Source organism: Aliiroseovarius marinus, from assembly GCF_004360145.1.
Classification (GTDB): Bacteria; Pseudomonadota; Alphaproteobacteria; order Rhodobacterales; family Rhodobacteraceae; genus Aliiroseovarius; species Aliiroseovarius marinus.
In genome coordinates this window covers 15,809-35,238 of the sequence record NZ_ML178719.1, presented here as the reverse complement: position 1 = coordinate 35,238, position 19,430 = coordinate 15,809, and the positions used below count along the sequence as shown (strand labels likewise).

Sequence of the window (19,430 nt, the reverse complement as noted above, 5' to 3'; positions counted from 1 at the left end):
GCATCTTTAGCAAAAATTCTGCGGGGACGAGGACATGCAACACAAGCACACCTTCGTGGACCGAATCGAGGAGACGCTTATCGCGACGCTCCTTGGGTTGATGACGGCGATTACCTTCGCAAACGTCATTGCCCGTTTCGGGTTCAATTCAAATATTCTCTGGGCGCTGGAACTGACCGTGTTCCTGTTCGGGTGGCTGGTGCTGCTGGGCGCTTCTTATGCGGTGAAGAAACATAGCCACTTGGGCGTTGATGCGATCGTCAACATGGTTCCGCCCGCGGTTGCGCGTGTTCTGGGACTGATTGCAGCGGCCGCCTGTGTCCTGTTCTCGGTGTTCATGGTGAAGGGCGCGTATGACTACTGGGCCGTGTTCGCCGACCTGCCGCCCACCTCGGGTCGCTGGTTCCCGACGGGCTTTGTCGACAAGTTCCGCTCGCAATCCTTTTACGAGGTACAGGACGTGCCGATGATTGGGCTCTTTGCGTTTCTGGAAGACCTGATCAACTACGGCGAAAGCTATGAAAAGCTTCCGAAAGTCGTGCCTTACATTGTTCTGCCGATCTCGATGATGCTGTTGCTCTTTAGGTTCCTGCAGGCCTCGCTTGCGATCTGGAGCGGAAAAACGGACCGGTTGGTCGCAAGCCACGAAGTCGAGGACGAGATCCAGGAAGTTCGTGAGCAATTGGGGGAGCATGACTGATGGACGTCGTAATTCTTTTTGCAATGGTGATCGGCCTTCTGCTGATCGGTGTGCCGATCGCAGTCAGCCTGGGCCTCAGCTCGATCCTGTTCCTGCTGTTCTATTCGGACGCCACGCTGGCATCGGTCGCAGGCACGCTGTTCGAAGCCTTTGAGGGGCACTTCACCCTGCTGGCCATCCCGTTCTTCATCCTAGCCTCAAGCTTCATGTCGACGGGTGGTGTGGCACGCCGGATCATCCGCTTCTCGATTGCCTGTGTGGGCCACCTTCCGGGCGGTCTGGCCATCGCGGGTGTGTTCGCCTGTATGATGTTCGCAGCCCTGTCGGGCTCGTCGCCCGCAACTGTGGTCGCCATCGGTTCGATCGTGATCGCAGGCATGCGCCAAGTGGGCTATTCCAAGGAGTTTGCCGCAGGTGTGATCTGTAACGCAGGTACGCTGGGCATCCTGATCCCGCCGTCGATCGTGATGGTGGTCTATGCTGCCTCGGTTGAGGTGTCGGTTGGCCGGATGTTCCTGGCTGGTGTGATCCCGGGCCTTCTGGCGGGCTTCATGCTGATGGTGACGATCTATGTCATCGCCAAGGTCAAAAACCTGCCCAAGGGCGAATGGAAAGGCTGGGGCGAGATCATCGAGTCCGGTCGAGAAGCCGGTTGGGGTCTGTTCCTGATTGTCATCATTCTGGGCGGTATCTATGGCGGTATCTTTACTCCGACCGAAGCCGCTGCTGTTGCCGCTGTTTATGCCTTCCTGATTGCGACCTTCGTCTACAAGGACATGGGGCCGCTCGCTGGGGCCGCAGCTGGGGTGTCGGCTGGCAACCTCGAGGCATCGACCGGTGAGAAAGTCAGCCTGTTCAAGAAGCCGCAGGCGCTGATCACATCGCTCTTCCACCCGGACACCAAGCATACGCTGTTCGAGGCGGGGAAACTGACGGTCACGCTTTTGTTCGTGATTGCCAACGCGCTAATCCTGAAGCACGTGCTGACCGAGCAACAGGTGCCGCAGCAAATCGCAGGTGCCATGCTGAACGCAGGCTTCGGTCCGGTCATGTTCCTGATCGTTGTGAACGTGATCCTGCTGATCGGTGGTCAGTTCATGGAGCCGTCGGGCCTTCTGGTCATCGTGGCACCCTTGGTGTTCCCGATTGCCATCGAGCTGGGCATCGATCCGATCCATCTGGGTATCATCATGGTGGTGAACATGGAGATCGGGATGATTACTCCACCGGTGGGTCTGAACCTCTTCGTGACCAGTGGCGTTGCCGGTATGCCGATGATGTCAGTGGTGCGTGCAGCGCTGCCCTTCTTGGCCGTGCTCTTCGTCTTCCTGATCATGATCACGTACATACCGTGGCTATCGACCTTCCTGCCCAACACCTTCATGGGGCCGGAAATCATAACCAAATAAAAAAACAGCGCCGGGCCCCAAAAGGTCCGGCGCAAACCTATCCACTCGCTACTTCGACCTGTTTAGGGGGCGAGTGTTGAGATTCTCTGAATAGGATCCAGTTTAGCTTTTAAGCTTGCAGGTGTTGATCCCGAAGATCGAATACACCGGGCAGGATCCCAGCGCGCCGGTGGCCAGAGGAACCACACCGATCAAGGCCCAGACCGGGCCGCCTGCGAAAAAGTACCACCCCAACAGGGCAAGACCGGCAACAACGCGCAGAATACGATCCAGATTACCTTCGTTACGTTTGAGCATGATGAACTCCTTTCCTTGTCTGACCCCTTGCTAGCAAGGCGCCAATCGAAAGGCATGTGACGTGGTCACATAGGGGGATTAAAAAGCGGTGCCGCTGACGATTTTGTTCAGCGCTTTGCGATCCAGAACCGTTACCACCCCGCGTTCATGGGCCACAGATCCCGCATGCGCCATCTTGTCTAACCTGCGCGAGATCACTTCGCGCGCGGTGCCAATCGCCGTCGCCATCTCGGCCTGCGTCATGTGCAGGCACCCATCGGGGCCAGAGCGGTCGAGGATCAGCGCGGCCAGACGTGCCTCGACGCTCATGAAGGACACGTTTTCGATCAGTTGCATCATCGACTGCATGCGTTCGGCGAACGCCCCGAAGACCAGACGTCGAAATCCGGGCGAACTGTCCAGAAGTGCAAAGAACACGTCGCGCGGGATCAGGACCAGACGGGCAGGGGTCTCGGCGGTTGCTTCGGCGGTATAATCGTCGCCACCCAACAGACCCAGCGTCGACTGGATGCAGCTTTGGCCCGGCGCCACGCGGTAAAGCAGAATATCGCGCCCATTGGGGCCGATCAGGTTCACGTCGACCTGCCCAGAAAGCATGACGACATAGCCTTTCACGGCCTCGCCGGGGCAAAACAGAACGGCGCCCTCGGGCACCTCCATCGGGGAAAGCGTATCCAGAAGCGCGCGGGCTGGGGCATCCAGCCCGGCGATCTGGTCAGTATGTTCGGTCCAACTCATAGGAACAGGCTAGACCGAACGCGTCTTAGCTGCGACCGCGTTTTTCAAAGCGCGGCAACATGGCTGAGAAATCCATGCCCAGACCGTCTTCGTTTTCGACGAACTGCGTATACAGTTCGGTCGCGGCCTGACCCATCGGGGTGTCGGCATCTGCAGCTTCGGCAGCCTGCTGGCTCAGACGCAGGTCTTTCAGCATCAACTCGGCAGCAAAGCCGGGCTGATAGTCATTGTCGGCTGGCGACTGAGGGCCAACACCCGGCGCGGGGCAATAGGCATTCATCGTCCAGCTATAGCCCGACGAGGTCGACACGACGTCGAACATCTTCTGGCGATCCAGACCCAGCTTGTCGGCCAGCGCGAAAGCTTCACAGGTGCCGATCATGGTGATGCCAAGGATCATGTTGTTACAGATCTTGGCGGCCTGACCGGCGCCGCTGTCGCCGCAATGCACGGCTTTTTGACCCATGATGTCGAACAGGGGCTCGGCCTTGGCAAAGGCTTCTTCCGAACCGCCGGCCATGAAGGTCAGTGTGCCACCGGCCGCGCCGCCAACACCGCCCGACACGGGGGCGTCTACCGGCAGCATGCCAGCTGCCGCGGCTTGTTCCGCCACCGCACGCGCGCTTTCCACGTCCACGGTCGAGCAATCGACGAACCCGGTGCCCTTGTCCATCGCGGGCACGATTTCATTGGCGACGGCGCGCAGGATCTGGCCGTTGGGCAGCATGGTCACAACCACGTCTTTGCCCGCAGCGGCTTCTGCACCCGATGCCGCCAGCACCACACCTTCGATGTCGACCGGGGCCATGTCAAAGCCGGTGACCTCGTGACCGGCTTTGGCCAAGTTCGCCGCCATCGGGCCACCCATGTTGCCCAGTCCGATAAATCCGATTTTCATGTGGTTCTCCCTAGAATGTCAGTTTGTTGTCGCCCAAGGGGGCAAGCATATGTTCGACTGCCTCTTGCGGCAGGTTTTCCATGTCGTATTCCCAGTTCGGGTTACGATCTTTGTCGATCACGGCGGCGCGAATGCCTTCCACCAGATCGGAGTGTTCTAGCGCGCGATAGACGAAGCGGTATTCCAGTTCGAGCGACGCCCGCACATCACGGGTGCCCGCCATGCGGTGCAACATCTCGACCGTGCAGGCCATCGAGAGGGGCGAATTGCGACCCAGAAGCTCCAGCGTGTTTTCGGCGAACTGGCTGTCTTCGGCGCGCAGGGACGCCACGATCTCGCCCAGAGACCCTCCACCGAAATGGGCATCGATCATCGGCTGCATGGCCGACAGGTTGCCGGGGATCGGCGGGATTGCGGCTTCGTCAATGTGGCTGGGGTCGCCGGTGCGGATCAGGTCCGCTTTCAGCGCGTCCCATTCGGCCTGACGGATCACGTAATCTGCAAAGCCCGCGTGGATCGCATCGCCCGGCGCCAGTCGCGCCCCGGTCATGCCGATATATTCGCCCAACCGGCCCGGCGCATGGGCCAAGATCATTGATCCGCCCACATCCGGCACCAACCCAATCCCACATTCCGGCATCGCCATGCGCGACGAACGCGCCATGATCCGGTGCGAGCCGTGACAGCCTACGCCAACGCCGCCGCCCATGGTGAAGCCTTGCATGAAGCTGACCACGGGTTTGGGGAACTCAAACAGGCGCGCATTCATCCGGTATTCGTCGCGCCAGAATTCTTGCGCGCGGGTGTGATCGCCCGATAGGCCGATCTCGTAAATCTCGCGAATATCACCGCCTGCGCAGAAGGCGCGGTCGCCTTCGGCGTCGATCAGGATCAGCGCGACCTCGTCGTCATCGGCCCATTTGATCAGGGCCGCGTCAATTTCAAGGCACATGTCATAGCTGAGCGCATTAAGCGCCTCGGGGCGGGTCAATGTGATCCGCCCAGCCTTGCCTTCTTTTCGGATGTGGATGTCTGCCATTAGCCGCGATCACGCTCTGCCAGAAGTTGACGTCCAACGATCAGGCGCATGATCTCGTTCGTGCCTTCCAGAATCTGGTGCACGCGCAGGTCACGCACGATCTTTTCGATGCCGTAGTCGGACAGATAGCCATAACCGCCATGCAGCTGCAGACAGCCATTGGCGACCTCGAAGGACACATCCGTCACCATCAGTTTGGCCATGGCGCAGAATTTCGAAGCATCATGCGCGCCGTTGTCCAGCTTCCACGCCGCCTGGCGCAGGAATGTGCGGGCGGCTTGCAACTTGGTCTCGTACTCGGCCAGACGGAATTGCAGCGCTTGGAACTGGTCGATGGTTTTGCCAAACGCCTTGCGCTCGCCCATATATTGCAGGGTCAAGTCCAGCGCTTTCTGCGCGCCACCCAAAGCACCGGCCGAGATGTTCAGACGTCCACCGTCCAGACCGGCCATCGCATAGGTAAAGCCTTTGCCCTCTTCGCCCAGCAGGTTTTCATGCGGGACAAGGCAGTCGTCGAATTGCACCTGAGAGGTCGGCTGCGCCTTCCAGCCCATCTTGCGTTCATTGGCGCCAAAGCTCAGGCCCGGCGTGCCATTTTCCACCACCACGGTCGAAATGCCCTTGGGGCCATCGTCGCCGGTGCGGCACATGGTGACGTAGACGTCCGAATAGTTGCCGCCCGAGATGAACGCCTTGTTGCCGTTCATCACATAGCCATCAGCGGTCTTTTCGGCGCGGGTTTTCAGGGCCGCTGCGTCCGAGCCCGATCCGGGTTCGGTCAGGCAGTACGAGAAAACTTTCTCCATCGAGCAGAGCGCAGGCAGCCATTTCTGCTTGTCTTCTTCCTTGCCGAACTTGTCGATCATGCCGCCACACATGTTGTGGATCGACAGGAAGGACCCCACCGAGGGATCCGCCATCGCCAGCGCTTCGAAAATCAGCGTGGCATCAAGGCGCGACAGGCCCGAGCCGCCGTATTCTTCGGACACGTAAACGCCGCCAAAACCCAGCTCGGCCAGTTGCGGCCACAGCTCGCGCGGGATGGTGCCGTCGGCCTCCCACTTCTCGGAATTTGGTGCAATGTTTTCTTCGCCAAAGCTTTTGGCCATGTCGAAGATAAGGGTCTGCTCTTCGGTCAGCGCGAAATCCATCTGGTCCTCCCGTCCACGTGTTTGCACGGAGCTTATGAGGCAATCCTTACAGGAGTTTTTCAAGCCCTGTCACTGTTGCGCCGAGTGACAAGGTGCCGCTGAAGCTAACCATCAGAAAACCCACGTAGAAATCGCGCGCCGTTATAGCCCTTCGTGAAAACTGTCGACCAAATGGCGGACCACGTCGCGCAGGGCTTCCTCTTTCGGTTTTTCGGCTTGAATGCTGTCTTGGAAGACAGCGCGCTGCCGGTCTGCAGCAACACCGCCGGACAGGATGGTGCGGGCGTGTTCGACCTCGGCCTGGCAGCCCAGGAACTGGGCGTCTTCGGCGGTCAACTCGATCATTTCTTCCAGCAGCGCGTCAAACTCTACGATCTCGCCTTGGCCAAAGTCGATCAGCCCGCCCGAGACCCCATAGCGCTGGGCGCGCCAGCGGTTTTCACCGACCAGGAAGTTGTCATAGAGCCGCCAGCGCTGGTTCTTGGCTTTCAGGCGCCACAACATCCGGGTCAGACATTGGATCAGAGCTGCTAGCGACAGCGTGTCTTCCAGCCGGGGTTGTACATCGCAAATGCGTGCCTCGATCGTCGGGAAACGGGCCGAAGGGCGCAGATCCCACCAGATTTTCGAGCTGTCTTCTATCACGCCGATATCCACCAGCGCCTGAACCGAGCGTTCGTATTCCGACCAACTGCCCAGTTGCGGCGGCAGCCCGGTGCGGGGCAGGTTGTCGAAAACGGTCAGGCGATAGGATGCTAGCCCCGTATCCTCGCCCTGCCAGAAAGGCGAGCTAGCGGACATCGCCAGCAGGTGTGGCAGGAAATAGGACAGCTGATTCACAAGATCGATGCGCGTGTCTGGATCGGAAATGCCAACATGCACATGCATCCCGCAGATCAGCATTCGGCGCACAACCCCCGCCAGATCGCGACGCAGATCGTTATAGCGGTCCTTGTTCACATGGTGCTGGTCTTTCCAACTGGCAAACGGGTGGCAGGACGCGGCAATTGGGGCCAGTCCGAAGTCTTTCGCGTTCTTCGCGACGCTGGCGCGCAAGCGTTTCAGGTCATCGCGCGCTTCAGACACATTGGCGCAAACGCGGGTGCCGATTTCGATCTGGCATTGCAGGTATTCGGGGCTGACTTGGCCTTCCAGTTCCGCGCGGCAGGCCTCCATCATCTCATCAGGGGCTTCGCGCAGGGCAAGACTGTCGCGATCTACCAGAAGGTATTCTTCCTCGATCCCGATCGAGAATGTGGGGGCTGTTCGGGCCATAACCTGTCCTCCTGTCTGCGTCGCGCGGGTCCACTTTGGCAAGAGAATGCCGAAGGGACAAGCAGGCAGGGGGCTTGAAACGCAAAACGCCCCGGCGGATGGCCGGGGCGTTTCGTGTAAACCGCGTGTGGGTTTAGTCCATGGCTTTGAAGTTGAACTCGCCACCTTCTTTGATGCCCGACGGCCAGCGCTGGGTCACGGTCTTGGTGCGCGTGTAGAACTTGAACGCGTCCGGGCCGTGCTGGTTCAGGTCACCAAAGCCCGACTTCTTCCAGCCGCCAAAGGTGTGATAGGCCAGCGGAACCGGGATCGGAACGTTGATGCCGACCATGCCGATGTTGATGCGGTTGGCGAAGTCACGGGCGGTGTCACCGTCACGGGTAAAGATCGCGGTGCCGTTGCCGTATTCGTGATCCATGGCGTGGCCGATGGCTTCTTCATAGGTTTCGGCGCGGACCATCGACAGAACAGGGCCAAAGATTTCCTGCTTGTAGATGTCCATGTCGGTGGTGACGTTGTCAAAGAGGTGCGGGCCAACAAAGAAGCCGTCTTCGTAGCCTTGCAGCGTGAAGTCGCGGTTGTCGACAACCAGATCAGCACCCTGTTCCACGCCCGAGTTGATCAGACGCAGGATGTTTTCCTTAGCGGCTGCGGTCACAACCGGGCCGTAGTCCACGTCGTCGCCAGCAGTGTAAGGTGCCACTTTCAGCTTCTCGATGCGCGGGACCAGAGCGTCGCGCAGCTTGTCTGCGGTCTCATTCCCAACCGGAACTGCAACCGAGATCGCCATGCAGCGTTCGCCAGCAGCACCGAAGCCTGCGCCGACCAGCGCGTCAGCAGCTTGCTCCATGTCCGCGTCGGGCATGATGATCATGTGGTTCTTCGCGCCGCCGAAGCACTGTGCGCGTTTGCCGTTGGCAGTTGCACGCGAGTAGATGTAGTGCGCGATCGGGGTCGAGCCAACGAAGGCCACACCTTGAACGGTTTCGTTGTCCAGAATGGCATCAACCGAGTCTTTGTCGCCGTTCACAACCTGGAGCACGCCGTCAGGCAGGCCAGCTTCTTTGCACAGCTCAGCCAGCATCAGCGGAACCGAGGGGTCACGCTCGGACGGCTTCAGGATCATCGCGTTACCCGCGGCCAGAGCCGGGCCCATGCCCCAGAGCGGGATCATGGCGGGGAAGTTGAACGGGGTGATCGAGGCCACAACGCCCAGCGGCTGACGCATCGAGTACATGTCGATGCCGGGGCCAGCGCTGTCGGTGAACTCGCCCTTCATCATCTGGGCGGCGCCGATGCAGTATTCGATCACTTCCAGACCACGCTGAACGTCGCCTTTTGCGTCGGGGATGGTTTTACCATGCTCGCGCGACAGGGCTTCGGCCAGTTTGTCCATGTCGCGGTTCAGAAGGCCAACCAGAGCCATCATCACGCGGCCGCGTTTCTGCGGGTTGGTGGCGCCCCAGGCTTTCTGAGCTTCTGCGGCTTTGGCGACGGCGTCGTCCAGCTCGGCTTTGGTGGCCAGAGCAACCTGTGCCTGCACTTCGCCGGTGGCGGGGTTGTAGACGTCGGCGTAGCGGCCCGACGTACCTTCGACCATCTGGCCGTTGATCCAGTGTCCAAGTTTCTGCATGGTAAGTCTCCCAAATTTCCAGCGCAGGATAGTCTTGCAGAATTGCCGGGAAAAGGGGTAGTTTTCCAAAAGCGTTTTGCATTTTTGCAATGGTTCGGGTGTGGTGCGAGAGTGGTTAGGGGCTTTGCCCCTCTGCGCTGCGCGCATTCACCCCAAGGTATTTGGCGCAAGAGGAAGGGGCGGTCGCGGTGGATTGGGACGATCTGAAAGTGTTTTTGGCGGTGGCGCGGGGGGAAAGCCTGTCGCGTGCTGGGCGTGTGTTGAAGCGGGATGCGGCCACGGTCGGGCGGCGGGTGTCGAAGCTCGAGGCGGATCTAGGGCTGCCCTTGTTCACGAAATCTCCGCAAGGGTATGCGCTGACAGATGCAGGGTTGCGCTTGATGGCCCATGCCGAACGGGCCGAGCAGGCGGTGATGTCTGGGGTGGACGAGCTGGCAGGGCAGTCGGGGCAATTGTCCGGGCAGGTGCGGATCGGCGCAACGGATGGGGTGGCCAGTTTCATCTTGCCGCAGGTCTGCGCGGCCATTCAGCGCGATCATCCAGAGTTGGAGTTGCAGATCGTGGCCCTTCCGCGCGTGATCAACCTGTCCAAGCGCGAGGCGGATATGGCTATCACGGTGTCTCCGCCGCAAACGGGGCGGATCACGGTGCAGAAGATCACGGATTACCATCTGCATTTGGCGGCCGCGCACAGCTATTTGGCACAGGCCGCACCCTTGGACAGTTTGGCGGATCTGCGCAATCATCCGGTGGTCGGGTATATTCAGGACATGATCTCGTACCCCGAGTTGGATTTCCTTGAAGACCTCGGGGTGGAGAAGACGGCGCTGGCGTCGAATCTGGTGTCGGTGCAGCTGGGGCTGGTGAAGCAGGGCGGCGGCATCGGGGTTACGCATGACTTCATCTTGCCCTCGACGCCAGAACTGAAACGCGTGTTGACGGACGAGTTGTCGATCAAACGGTCGTTCTATCTGGTGCGTCACGAAGGCGACGCCCGCATGGAGCGGTTCGCGCGCGTGGGCGAAGAGCTTTTGCGCGGCATTCGCGACGAAGTGGCCCGTCTTGAAGGAATGGTGGAAGTTTAGTGCTGCAGCTGCAAAGAGCACTTGACATTTTGTTGCGCAAAGGGTGACGCTGGGGACAGAAAAATACAATACATACAGTCAGGAGGGCGCCTATGCTCATTCACCAGATCCTCAAAGATAAGAACATCGAGGGCGTTGCAACGGTCAAGCCGGGCAGCAAGGTGGCAGATGCGGCACAGCTTTTGTCTGAGAAGAAAATCGGTGCGGTCATCGTGTCCAATGACGGAGTGCATCCTGCGGGTATTCTGTCCGAGCGCGATATTGTGTCCGAGCTTGGCAAGGTCGGCACGGGCTGTCTGGATCAGCCGGTCGACGACCTGATGACAGCGAAGCTGATCACCTGTGCGCCGGGCGACCGCGCCATTCAGGTGCTGCAAACCATGACCGAGGGTCGCTTCCGCCACATGCCGGTGATGGAAGGCGACGAGATGGTCGGTCTGGTGTCCATCGGGGACGTGGTCAAGGCGCGTTTGGAAGAGCTGTCACAGCAGGCGGATGCCCTGAAAAACATGATCATGGGCTATTAAGGCAAATAAAAGCGTTTCGGATTTGACCTGTGAAGGGAAAAGCCGAAGCGCAGAGCCGGATTTCCGTGTGGCGGGCGTTTCGAAACAAACATGAGGCCCAAGTTTGCTTCGAAATGCTTTACGTAGGAATACGCTGCGCTGCGGAAAAAGCTTGCATTTGGGCGCGCCATAATGTTGCGTGCGCCCACTGCAAGGAGATCATATCATGCGCATTGGATTGTATCCCGGAACTTTCGACCCGATCACCTTGGGGCACACGGACATCATTCGTCGTGCCTGTGCGCTGGTGGATCGGCTGGTGATTGGTGTTGCCATCAACACGGGCAAGGGGCCTCTGTTTTCCTTGGAAGAGCGCGTGGCGATGGTCGAAAGCGAATGCGCGAAACTGTCCGCCGAAACCGGGACAGAGATCGTTGCGCATCCGTTCCAGAACCTTCTGATCGACTGCGCCCATGACGTTGGCGCGCAGATTATCATTCGCGGCCTGCGAGCTGTGACGGATTTTGAGTATGAATATCAGATGGTTGGCATGAACCGCGCGATGGATGACAGTGTGGAGACCGTGTTCTTGATGGCGGAAGCGCGCTATCAGGCGATTGCGTCGAAGCTGGTGAAAGAGATCGCGAAGCTGGGTGGTGACGTCAGCAAGTTCGTTCCCGATGACGTGCGTGTTCAGCTTCTGGACAAGATTAAATAAGCGCGATTGCACTGGCATGAGAGGGGAAGTGGCGGCCCCACCGCAACCGTCGGGGTCTGAATTCCCGAGGACCTGTATATACAGGTGGGCGCCGGGTAAGTGGACCACGGCCCAAACAGAGCCAGCTCCCTCGGAATTGCTTAAGGCCACCGGAATTTTACCCGCATGTGACGCGAAGGGCAGAAGCCGCCTTGGCCTAGATAGGCGCGGGGGGCGCTGGGCGCAAGGGGGCGGGCCGCCACGCACGCTGCATTGACATTTTGTTCATGAAATGTTCGTGTGGGGCATGGACAGCCAATCGCAAATCTTGATGCCCGGACAATTGCTGGCGCGCGGCGTATGTCGCCACATGCTGAGCCACGGGTTTGTCACGGTCGAAGAACTGGTGCCGGCACGCGGGTTGCGGGTCGATGTGATGGCCTTGGGGCCAAAGGGCGAGGTCTGGGTGATTGAATGCAAATCCTCGCGCGTGGATTTCACTTCGGACAATAAATGGGAAGGCTATCTGGAATGGTGCGACCGCTATTTCTGGGCCGTTGATTCCGATTTTCCGACCGAACTTTTACCGGACGACACCGGGCTGATTATCGCAGACAGCTATGATGCCGAGATTTTGCGCATGGGGCCGGAAGACAAGCTGGCCCCAGCCCGGCGCAAAGTGATGGTGCATAAATTCGCAACCCATGCCGCACGCCGGTTGCAGGGGTTCCGCGATCCCGGCGTGGCGGCTTTGGTCAACGTCTAGAAAACGTTACTTTTTCTTCGATTTGGTGCTGTCTGCCAAGGCGCGGGCCTGCTTGGCGGCGGCCAGCATCTCTTCCGCGATTTCTTCGGCCTCTTCCGGTTCGAAATCCATCGGCAGTTCCACGCCGCCACCTTCTACATAAAGGCGCACCATACCCATCGAGGTCGGCCCGATCTGAAGGTTTGCGTCGATGTCGCTTTCGTCGTTGATGCCCATGTGTGGCCTCCTGAATTTCTTCTGATCGGGTTAGTGCGCTTTCGTGCATTTTTCAAGCCGGGACCTCTTGCAATGCCCCGCGGGTGGGGGTAAACGCATCCAGCGTGCCGACATAGCTCAGTAGGTTAGAGCGCTTGATTGTGGATCAAGAGGTCCCCCGTTCGAGCCGGGGTGTCGGTACCATCCCCCCTTAAAAACAGACCACTTCAGCGCAGGTTGATACGTTTTCGCAGCTGTCCGTCTGTCTCGTAGATCAATATTTCATCGCCCGACACGATGCCAATCCAGTCGCGGCCCAGCGTAACGGCCTCGGCTCTGACGCCTTCAGGTAGGGTGATCTGGTCGGGCAGGGGCAGGGATGTCGCCTCGGGCGACGTCTGAGAGAATCGCAGCACCACAACCGTGATCAGCACGATCATTCCCAGAATCGTTGCCACTGTCATTGCCGTGACAATCGTTTTCAGATAGCGCACGGTGCCAAGGCCCACGCTGTCCTCTAGGGCCGCGTCTAGTTCCTGTTCAGGAGTTTTGTCCATGTCTACCTCGCACCGGATTGTCCGGGTCATCATAGCCGAGAACCCGCCCAAGCGTCTTGATAAGGCGATTGCGCGCGATGTGCCAGAGGAAGCAAACCTGTCGCGGTCCCGTTTGGCCAAGTTGATCGCCGAAGGCGCGGTCATGATGGGCGGGCAGGTGATGGATGATCCGCGCGCGAAACTGGCTGAGGGCGACGAGTTGGAGATCCGCGTGCCCGAGGCCAATGAAAGCCATATCGGCCCTGAGGATATCCCGCTGGACATCGTTTACGAAGATGATGATCTGATCGTGGTGAACAAACCGGCGGGCATGGTGGTACACCCCGCGCCCGGCACGCCCACGGGCACGCTGGTGAATGCTCTGCTGCATCACTTCGGCGGCAACCTGTCCGGTGTCGGCGGCGAAAAGCGCCCCGGGATCGTGCATCGGATCGACAAAGACACGTCTGGCCTGCTGGTGGTTGCGAAATCGGACGCCGCGCATCACGGGCTGGCAAAACAGTTCGAAGCGCACTCGGCCGAGCGGCACTATTTGGCTGTCACCCACGGTGCGCCGGATCAGGCGGATCCGCGTCTGGGCGGGATCAAGGGAACGAGCTTTGAGAAGGGCAACATCCTGAAGATCACCACCCAGCTGGCACGTCACAAGACAGACCGTCAGAAGCAAGCGGTGCTGTTTTCGGGCGGACGCCACGCGGTGACGCGAGCGCGGATTTTGGAAAGCTTCGGCACGCCGGCGCAGGCCGCGCTGATCGAATGCTGGCTGGAAACGGGCCGAACCCACCAGATTCGCGTGCACATGGCTCATGCAGGACATGGGCTGATCGGAGATCCCACCTATGGCGGGCGGCGTAAGCTGAACGTGAAGGTGATCGGCCCCGAGGCTGTTGAGGCCGCACGCGCCTTCCCACGTCAAGCCCTGCATGCCGCGACATTGGGGTTTGTGCATCCGGTCTCGGGCGAAAAACTCAGCTTTGAAGCGCCCATTCCTGACGATATGCTAGAGCTAATTGAAACCCTGCGTGCGGGCTGAACTGCACGCATACGCGTGAGGCAGAGCGAGCATGACCGAGCTTTCCTGGGCATCCTGGGGCGGTATCTGGGCCGTGGTTTTGGTGCTTCTGGACATCGGAACCATTGCGCGCGCCGTTACGCGCGAGCACCGCTCGGCCGCGTCACGTCTGGCGTGGGTCGTTGTGATTCTGTCTCTGCCGCTGGTGGGGGTTATCGCCTATTTTTTCCTTGGGGATACAAGCTCGGATCGTCGGTCTGACAAAAAACTCAAAGACTTGCGACGCGAACTTCCCAAGCGACCACAAGGGGAACTTCCGCAGCCCGAGCTACCCTTGCTGTATCGCCAATCTTTCGCGCGCGCGGCGTCGGTCAACGGGTTTCAGCCGGTGGCAGGCAATCACGCCAAGGTCACGACGGATAGCGACGAGAGCATTGATTGGCTGATCGCGGATATCGACGCGGCCCACGATCACGTGCATCTGCTGTTCTATATCTGGCTGACGGACCGCAACGGGACCCGCGTGGCTGAGGCCGTGAAGCGAGCCGCCGCACGGGGTGTGACCTGTCGGGTCATCGTTGACGGGCTGGGGTCGCGCGGGTTGCTGGCCAATCCCCTGTGGAAAAGCATGAAAGAGGCCGGGGTCGAGACCGTCGTGGCCTTCGCCTTCCGCTTCGCCCTGTTCGCTGCCTTCTTCCGCCGCCTTGATATTCGCAACCACCGCAAAATCATCGTGATCGACCATGATACGACCTATGTGGGCAGCCAGAACTGCGCCGATGCGGCCTTTCTGGTGAAGAAAAAATTCGCGCCCTGGGTCGATATTATGATGCGCATCACGGGGCCGGTTGCGTGGCAGTCGCAACGGCTGTTTGTTTCGGATTGGATGGTGAATGGCGGGGCGGACATCTCGTCTGTGCTGCAGCGCGAGACGCCGGTGCCGGACGGGGGGTTCCCAGCCGTTGTCGCGGGCACTGGCCCGAATATCAGCGTGCAGGGTGTGCCGGATATGGCGCAGATGCTTCTGGCCTCGGCACAGGAAGAGGTGGTGATTACCACGCCCTATTATGTGCCGTCCGAGGCGCTGCAGCAGCAGATCTGCGCCACCGCCGTGCGCGGAGTGCGGGTGCGGCTGAACCTGCCCGCCAACAATGACAGTCACTTCGTCGGTTTTGCTTCGCGCAGCTTCTATCGTGCGCTACTGAAGGCGGGGGTTGAGATTCACGAATTCCAACCCGGCCTGTTGCACGCGAAGATCCTGACCGTGGACGGGCAGGTTGCTCTGATCGGCTCGCCCAATCTGGACCGACGCAGTTTTGATCTGAACTATGAGAATTGCATGATGCTGGCAGATCCGGACACGGTTGGCGCGATTGTGGCCAAGCAAGAGCTTTTCCTGAACGCCTCGCTGCCCGTGTCGCGCAAGAAGGTTGAAAGCTGGTCCATTACCAGACGGGTTCTGATCAACGGGGTTGGAATGATGGCTCCGCTGCTATAATTTGCATTTGCAACTTTCTGCACGAATCCGTGAGGCAATGTGTCATCCTCTTACAATCGCCCTCATAGGTTCATACTCTGGTAACGAAATTCGACGACACCCTCTTGAAAACAGTGTTGTAAGGCTTATCTCGATGTTAAGCCCTTAAACATGAGGGTAACGGACAGGAGAAGTTTGCGCCAATGAGCAACTATAAGAATTTACCGGCCCCGACGCCCGAAGGCGGTTTGAACCGCTACCTTCAGGAGATTCGGAAGTTCCCGATGCTGGAGCCGGAAGAGGAATATATGCTGGCCAAACGCTGGGCGGATCACGAAGATCGTGATGCGGCGCACCAGATGGTGAACTCGCACCTGCGTCTGGCGGCCAAGATCGCTATGGGCTATCGCGGCTATGGACTGCCGCAGGCCGAGGTGATTTCCGAAGCGAACGTGGGTCTGATGCAGGCCGTGAAGCGGTTTGACCCGGAAAAGGGCTTCCGTTTGGCGACGTATGCCATGTGGTGGATCCGTGCCTCGATCCAGGAATACATCCTGCGCTCGTGGTCGCTGGTGAAACTTGGCACTACCTCGGCCCAGAAAAAGCTGTTCTTCAACCTGCGTAAGGCGAAGGCGCGCATTGGTGCGCTGGAAGAGGGGGATCTGCGTCCTGAGAACGTTCAGAAAATCGCTGAAGATCTGAACGTGACCGAGGAAGAGGTGATTTCCATGAACCGTCGTCTGTCGGGCGGGGATGCGTCGCTGAATGCGACTGTGTCCAACGACGGCGAAGGCGCGATGCAGTGGCAGGACTGGCTGGAAGACGAAGATGCTGACCAGGCAGGCGACTATGCAGAAACCGACGAGATGAACGTCCGTCGCGAGCTGCTGGCGCAGGCTATGGAGGTTCTGAATGACCGCGAGAAAGACATCCTGACCCAGCGTCGTCTGCAGGACAAACCGGTCACGCTTGAGGACCTGTCGGGCGTCTATGACGTCAGCCGCGAGCGCATCCGTCAGATCGAGGTGCGCGCGTTCGAGAAGCTGCAAAAACGCATGCAAGAGCTTGCTTCTGAGAAGGGCATGCTGGAACACGCCTGATCTGGAATGCAATTGATGGAACGGCCCTGTGCAGATTGCGCGGGGCCGTTTTCGTTTAGGAGGTCAGCTCTTCAATCGACAGAGGGCCAAGTGCGGACAGTGCCTCTTGTACTAAACCACGCACTTGAAGCGCGGGGCAGATCGCCTCGACGGGAAGGTCGGGCAAACGCAGGGCAATACGGCGCCATTCATGCAGCAAAACCAAGCGGAGCGCGGCGCGATCCAGCGCAGGTAAGTCGTGCAATGCATCAAGGGGCAGGCGGTCAATTGCGTTTCGCAACTGTTCCGAATCTATTTGCAATTTTGGCGGCGCGAGCGTTGCGATGACCCAGCTGGGCAGCTCGGTATTCGGATCAGAAAGATGCAGGGCGTCGGGCGTGGTTTGCGGAGCAGATGTGCCCAGGAATACGCCGGGGATCAGCTCGCTGAAGCCTTCGGCGATCAGGCTGTCAAAGCTGCCATCATCCTCGGCCTGTGGGGGCAGGACCAGCAGGTGCCATTGGTCAGGCGTGGGCCGGGCTGGGCCGTAGATGCGATCCGCCACCGCTTTGGTCTGGGCCAGCCCGTCCGGTGTCAGGTGATAGACTGACCGGCGCCCGTGTCGGGTGCTTTCAATCCAGCCATCCTTGCGCAGCCGGTGCAGCGCCACGCGGGTGGCCTCGGGGCGGATGCCAAGGGCAGCCATGACTTTGCCCAAGGCCTGACCGGAAACGCCGGACGCATCTGCGCCCGGCGTACCCATAACGGTCAGATCCCCCATCAAGGTGACGATCACCGACCAGACGCGCAAATCACTGCTGTCGCGCAACTGCGCCAGAGTGTCATGAAGCGGGTCGGTCAGTGTCATCGGGTCCTCAATAGGCGTTCATTGTTAGCAGCTCGTATTCTGCCACCAGTTCGTCATCCTGATTGGTCAGGGTGACATGCCAGCGCACCTCGCCATACTCGTCCGTGCGGCGTGTTTTGGCCTTCACGGTCAGGCGGACTTTCATGCTGTCACCAGCCTCAACCGGCTTCATAAAGCGCAGGTTGTCAAGGCCGGTGTTGGCCAGAACGGGACCTTCGTTAGGCTCCACAAACAGGCCAGCGGCGAAGGACAACAGCAGATAGCCATGCGCCACGCGGTCCGGGAAGAACGGGTTCCGCTTGGCAGCAGCACTGTCCATGTGCGCATAGAAGGTGTCGCCGGTGAAGTTGGCGAAGTGCTCGATATCATCCAGCGTGATCTCGCGCGATTTGGTGTGCAGGGTTTCGCCGATCGACAGCTCGCCAAATTTACGTGTGAACGGGTGGGCGGGGCCTTTGATCTCGGCAGCACCCGGCACCCAGCGGTTGCCGATGGACGTCAGGATGTCGGGGCTGCCTTGAATAGCAGTCCGCTGCATATAGTGCAGCACGCCACGCACGCCGCCCATTTCCTCGCCGCCGCCTGCACGACCGGGGCCACCATGCACCATGTGGGGCAGGGGCGAGCCGTGACCGGTCGATTCCTTCATCGAGGTCGCGTTGTTGAAGTAAAGGCGCCCGTGGAAGGCACCTGCGCCCATCGCCACTTCGCGGGCAACGTCGCCCGAACCTGTAATCACGGATGCCACCAGCGAGCCTTCGCCTTTGTTCGCCAGCTCGATGGCGTGGGCAATGTCGCGGTATCCCATGATGGTCGACACGGGGCCGAACGCCTCGCATTCATGCACGATGGTCGCGGTGTCGGGGGTTTCACAGTGGAACAGCATCGGCTTTACGAAGGCGCCTGCATCCACGTCTCCGGCGAAGTCATTGTCATCCGGGTTGCCATAGACAAGCTTGCTTTCTGACCCAATCGCGGCGGCCTTTTCCAGCACATCCGCTTTCTGACCGGCCGAGACCAGAGCCCCCATGCGCACGCCTTCGGCGCGCGGGTCGCCGATGACGGTTTTGTCCAGACGGGCCGATAGCGCCTCGATCACGTTCTGAACCTGTGCCTCCGGCGCGATGATGCGACGGATGGCGGTACATTTCTGACCGGCCTTCGTGGTCATCTCGCGATGTACCTCTTTGATAAAGAGGTCAAATTCGGGGGTGTCGGGCGTGACGTCCGGGCCAAGGATCGACGCGTTCAGGCTGTCCTGTTCGGCCACGAAACGCACCGAGTTTTTCAGGATATTCGGGTTCGATCTCAGCATTGACGCGGTTTGCGCCGAGCCGGTGAAGCTGACGATATCCTGCGGACCAAGGCGGTCCAGCAGGTCGCCCGTACCGCCAGAAATCAGCTGCAACGCACCTTCAGGCAAGATGCCGCTGTCCAGCATGATGCGCACGGCGGCTTCTGTCACATAGGACGTGGCCGTCGCAGGTTTCACGATGGCGGGCACACCGGCCAGAAGCGTCGGCGCCAGCTTTTCCAGCATCCCCCAGACAGGGAAGTTGAAGGCGTTGATATGCACGGCCACACCTTGCAGGGGGGTCGCGATGTGCATGCCCATGAAGGTGCCGTGGCGAGACAGCTGTTCAAGTTCGCCGTCGATATAGATCTTGCCATCGGGCATCTCGCGTCGACCCTTAGAGGCGAAGACGAACACAGTGCCCACTCCGCCGTCGATGTCGATCATGTGGTCCGATTGCGTGGCGCCTGTGTCGAAGCTGAGGTCGTAGAGTTCCTGCTTGTGCTGACCCAGATGCATCGCCAGAGCCTTCAGCATCTTGGCGCGGTCGTGAAAGCCCATCTCGCGGAGCGCTGGGCCGCCCACATTGCGCGCATAGTCGATCATCTTCTGCATATCCAGATCCGCGCCACCCGCTTCTGCAAGCGGCAGCCCGGTGATGGCCGAGGCGATGGGGCGGGCATTCGCACCCGGTGCAATCCATTGACCAGCCGCGAAGCTGGAGACTTTCATCAGGGTCATTCTCTGTCCTCTG

20 protein-coding genes and 1 tRNA gene are annotated in these 19,430 nt (G+C 59.7%); 10 read left to right on the top strand and 11 right to left on the bottom strand.

Features of this window, described 5'->3' with window-relative positions; translation table 11 throughout:
• Positions 1 to 34: 34 nt before the first annotated feature.
• Both EOL43_RS09650 and EOL43_RS09645 read left to right on the top strand, forming a co-directional pair.
• Positions 35 to 700 (top strand): TRAP transporter small permease, encoded by a 666-nt coding sequence (locus EOL43_RS09650; RefSeq protein WP_133487982.1) that lies wholly within the window; start codon positions 35 to 37, stop codon positions 698 to 700.
• Entirely contained in the window at positions 700 to 2,109 is a 1,410-nt protein-coding gene (locus tag EOL43_RS09645; protein WP_133487980.1) for a TRAP transporter large permease, read from the top strand. The genes EOL43_RS09650 and EOL43_RS09645 overlap by 1 nt, the downstream gene beginning before the upstream one ends.
• A gap of 102 nt (positions 2,110 to 2,211) precedes the next feature.
• Here the strand turns inward: EOL43_RS09645 and EOL43_RS09640 are convergent, their stop codons facing one another.
• The 7 genes from EOL43_RS09640 to EOL43_RS09610 all read right to left on the bottom strand — a co-directional run bounded on the left by EOL43_RS09640 (position 2,212) and on the right by EOL43_RS09610 (position 9,140).
• Entirely contained in the window at positions 2,212 to 2,406 is a 195-nt protein-coding gene (locus EOL43_RS09640; protein ID WP_133487978.1) for a YgaP family membrane protein, read from the bottom strand.
• A gap of 78 nt (positions 2,407 to 2,484) precedes the next feature.
• Complete coding sequence (locus tag EOL43_RS09635) at positions 2,485 to 3,144, bottom strand: Crp/Fnr family transcriptional regulator (RefSeq protein WP_133487976.1); 660 nt, start codon at positions 3,142 to 3,144, stop codon at positions 2,485 to 2,487.
• A 25-nt stretch (positions 3,145 to 3,169) separates the two neighbouring features.
• Positions 3,170 to 4,042, bottom strand: a complete 873-nt coding sequence (gene mmsB / locus EOL43_RS09630; protein WP_133487973.1) for a 3-hydroxyisobutyrate dehydrogenase — start codon at positions 4,040 to 4,042, stop codon at positions 3,170 to 3,172.
• A 10-nt stretch (positions 4,043 to 4,052) separates the two neighbouring features.
• A complete protein-coding gene (locus EOL43_RS09625; protein WP_133487971.1) occupies positions 4,053 to 5,081 on the bottom strand; it encodes an enoyl-CoA hydratase/isomerase family protein in 1,029 nt (342 codons plus the stop codon).
• Positions 5,081 to 6,232: an acyl-CoA dehydrogenase family protein gene (locus tag EOL43_RS09620; protein ID WP_133487969.1), complete on the bottom strand. Its 1,152-nt coding sequence runs from the start codon at positions 6,230 to 6,232 to the stop codon at positions 5,081 to 5,083. The genes EOL43_RS09625 and EOL43_RS09620 overlap by 1 nt, the downstream gene beginning before the upstream one ends.
• Before the next feature lie 141 nt (positions 6,233 to 6,373).
• Entirely contained in the window at positions 6,374 to 7,507 is a 1,134-nt protein-coding gene (locus tag EOL43_RS09615) for a carboxylate-amine ligase (protein ID WP_133487967.1), read from the bottom strand.
• 133 nt (positions 7,508 to 7,640) lie between these two features.
• Complete coding sequence (locus EOL43_RS09610) at positions 7,641 to 9,140, bottom strand: CoA-acylating methylmalonate-semialdehyde dehydrogenase (protein WP_133487965.1); 1,500 nt, start codon at positions 9,138 to 9,140, stop codon at positions 7,641 to 7,643.
• Between the two features lie 188 nt (positions 9,141 to 9,328).
• Here EOL43_RS09610 and EOL43_RS09605 point away from each other — a divergent pair, with 188 nt between their 5' ends.
• The 4 genes from EOL43_RS09605 (at position 9,329) to EOL43_RS09590 (ending at position 12,194) form a co-directional block, all read left to right on the top strand.
• Positions 9,329 to 10,225, top strand: a complete 897-nt coding sequence (locus EOL43_RS09605) for a LysR family transcriptional regulator (RefSeq protein WP_133487963.1) — start codon at positions 9,329 to 9,331, stop codon at positions 10,223 to 10,225.
• Between the two features lie 92 nt (positions 10,226 to 10,317).
• The gene (locus tag EOL43_RS09600) at positions 10,318 to 10,752 is read left to right on the top strand and encodes a CBS domain-containing protein (protein ID WP_133487961.1); all 435 of its coding nucleotides are present in this window, start codon (positions 10,318 to 10,320) and stop codon (positions 10,750 to 10,752) included.
• A 205-nt stretch (positions 10,753 to 10,957) separates the two neighbouring features.
• A complete protein-coding gene (gene coaD, locus EOL43_RS09595) occupies positions 10,958 to 11,449 on the top strand; it encodes a pantetheine-phosphate adenylyltransferase (RefSeq protein ID WP_133487959.1) in 492 nt (163 codons plus the stop codon).
• A 286-nt stretch (positions 11,450 to 11,735) separates the two neighbouring features.
• The gene (locus tag EOL43_RS09590) at positions 11,736 to 12,194 is read left to right on the top strand and encodes an MmcB family DNA repair protein (protein WP_166636225.1); all 459 of its coding nucleotides are present in this window, start codon (positions 11,736 to 11,738) and stop codon (positions 12,192 to 12,194) included.
• Between the two features lie 6 nt (positions 12,195 to 12,200).
• On the opposite strand, the gene EOL43_RS09585 is transcribed toward EOL43_RS09590, so the two are convergent.
• The gene (locus tag EOL43_RS09585; RefSeq protein WP_133487957.1) at positions 12,201 to 12,410 is read right to left on the bottom strand and encodes a DUF6324 family protein; all 210 of its coding nucleotides are present in this window, start codon (positions 12,408 to 12,410) and stop codon (positions 12,201 to 12,203) included.
• Between the two features lie 106 nt (positions 12,411 to 12,516).
• Here EOL43_RS09585 and EOL43_RS09580 point away from each other — a divergent pair.
• Positions 12,517 to 12,593: transfer RNA gene (locus EOL43_RS09580), tRNA-His, on the top strand.
• Positions 12,594 to 12,616: 23 nt separating this feature from the next.
• Here EOL43_RS09580 and EOL43_RS09575 read toward each other — a convergent pair.
• Positions 12,617 to 12,946: a DUF6476 family protein gene (locus EOL43_RS09575; protein ID WP_240686514.1), complete on the bottom strand. Its 330-nt coding sequence runs from the start codon at positions 12,944 to 12,946 to the stop codon at positions 12,617 to 12,619.
• Here EOL43_RS09575 and EOL43_RS09570 point away from each other — a divergent pair.
• The 3 genes from EOL43_RS09570 to rpoH all read left to right on the top strand — a co-directional run bounded on the left by EOL43_RS09570 (position 12,945) and on the right by rpoH (position 16,535).
• On the top strand, positions 12,945 to 13,979 hold the full coding sequence (locus EOL43_RS09570; RefSeq protein WP_133487955.1) for an RluA family pseudouridine synthase: 1,035 nt from the start codon (positions 12,945 to 12,947) through the stop codon (positions 13,977 to 13,979). The genes EOL43_RS09575 and EOL43_RS09570 overlap by 2 nt on opposite strands.
• A 31-nt stretch (positions 13,980 to 14,010) precedes the next feature.
• Positions 14,011 to 15,456 carry a cardiolipin synthase gene (cls, locus tag EOL43_RS09565; protein ID WP_133487953.1) on the top strand — a complete coding sequence of 482 codons (1,446 nt, stop codon included), beginning with the start codon at positions 14,011 to 14,013 and terminating at the stop codon, positions 15,454 to 15,456.
• A gap of 182 nt (positions 15,457 to 15,638) precedes the next feature.
• Entirely contained in the window at positions 15,639 to 16,535 is an 897-nt protein-coding gene (gene rpoH / locus EOL43_RS09560) for an RNA polymerase sigma factor RpoH (protein WP_133487951.1), read from the top strand.
• A gap of 55 nt (positions 16,536 to 16,590) precedes the next feature.
• Here the strand turns inward: rpoH and EOL43_RS09555 are convergent, their stop codons facing one another.
• Both EOL43_RS09555 and paaZ read right to left on the bottom strand, forming a co-directional pair.
• The gene (locus EOL43_RS09555) at positions 16,591 to 17,382 is read right to left on the bottom strand and encodes a PaaX family transcriptional regulator (RefSeq protein WP_133487949.1); all 792 of its coding nucleotides are present in this window, start codon (positions 17,380 to 17,382) and stop codon (positions 16,591 to 16,593) included.
• Positions 17,383 to 17,389: 7 nt separating this feature from the next.
• On the bottom strand, positions 17,390 to 19,417 hold the full coding sequence (paaZ, locus tag EOL43_RS09550) for a phenylacetic acid degradation bifunctional protein PaaZ (RefSeq protein ID WP_133487947.1): 2,028 nt from the start codon (positions 19,415 to 19,417) through the stop codon (positions 17,390 to 17,392).
• Positions 19,418 to 19,430 lie beyond the last annotated feature (13 nt).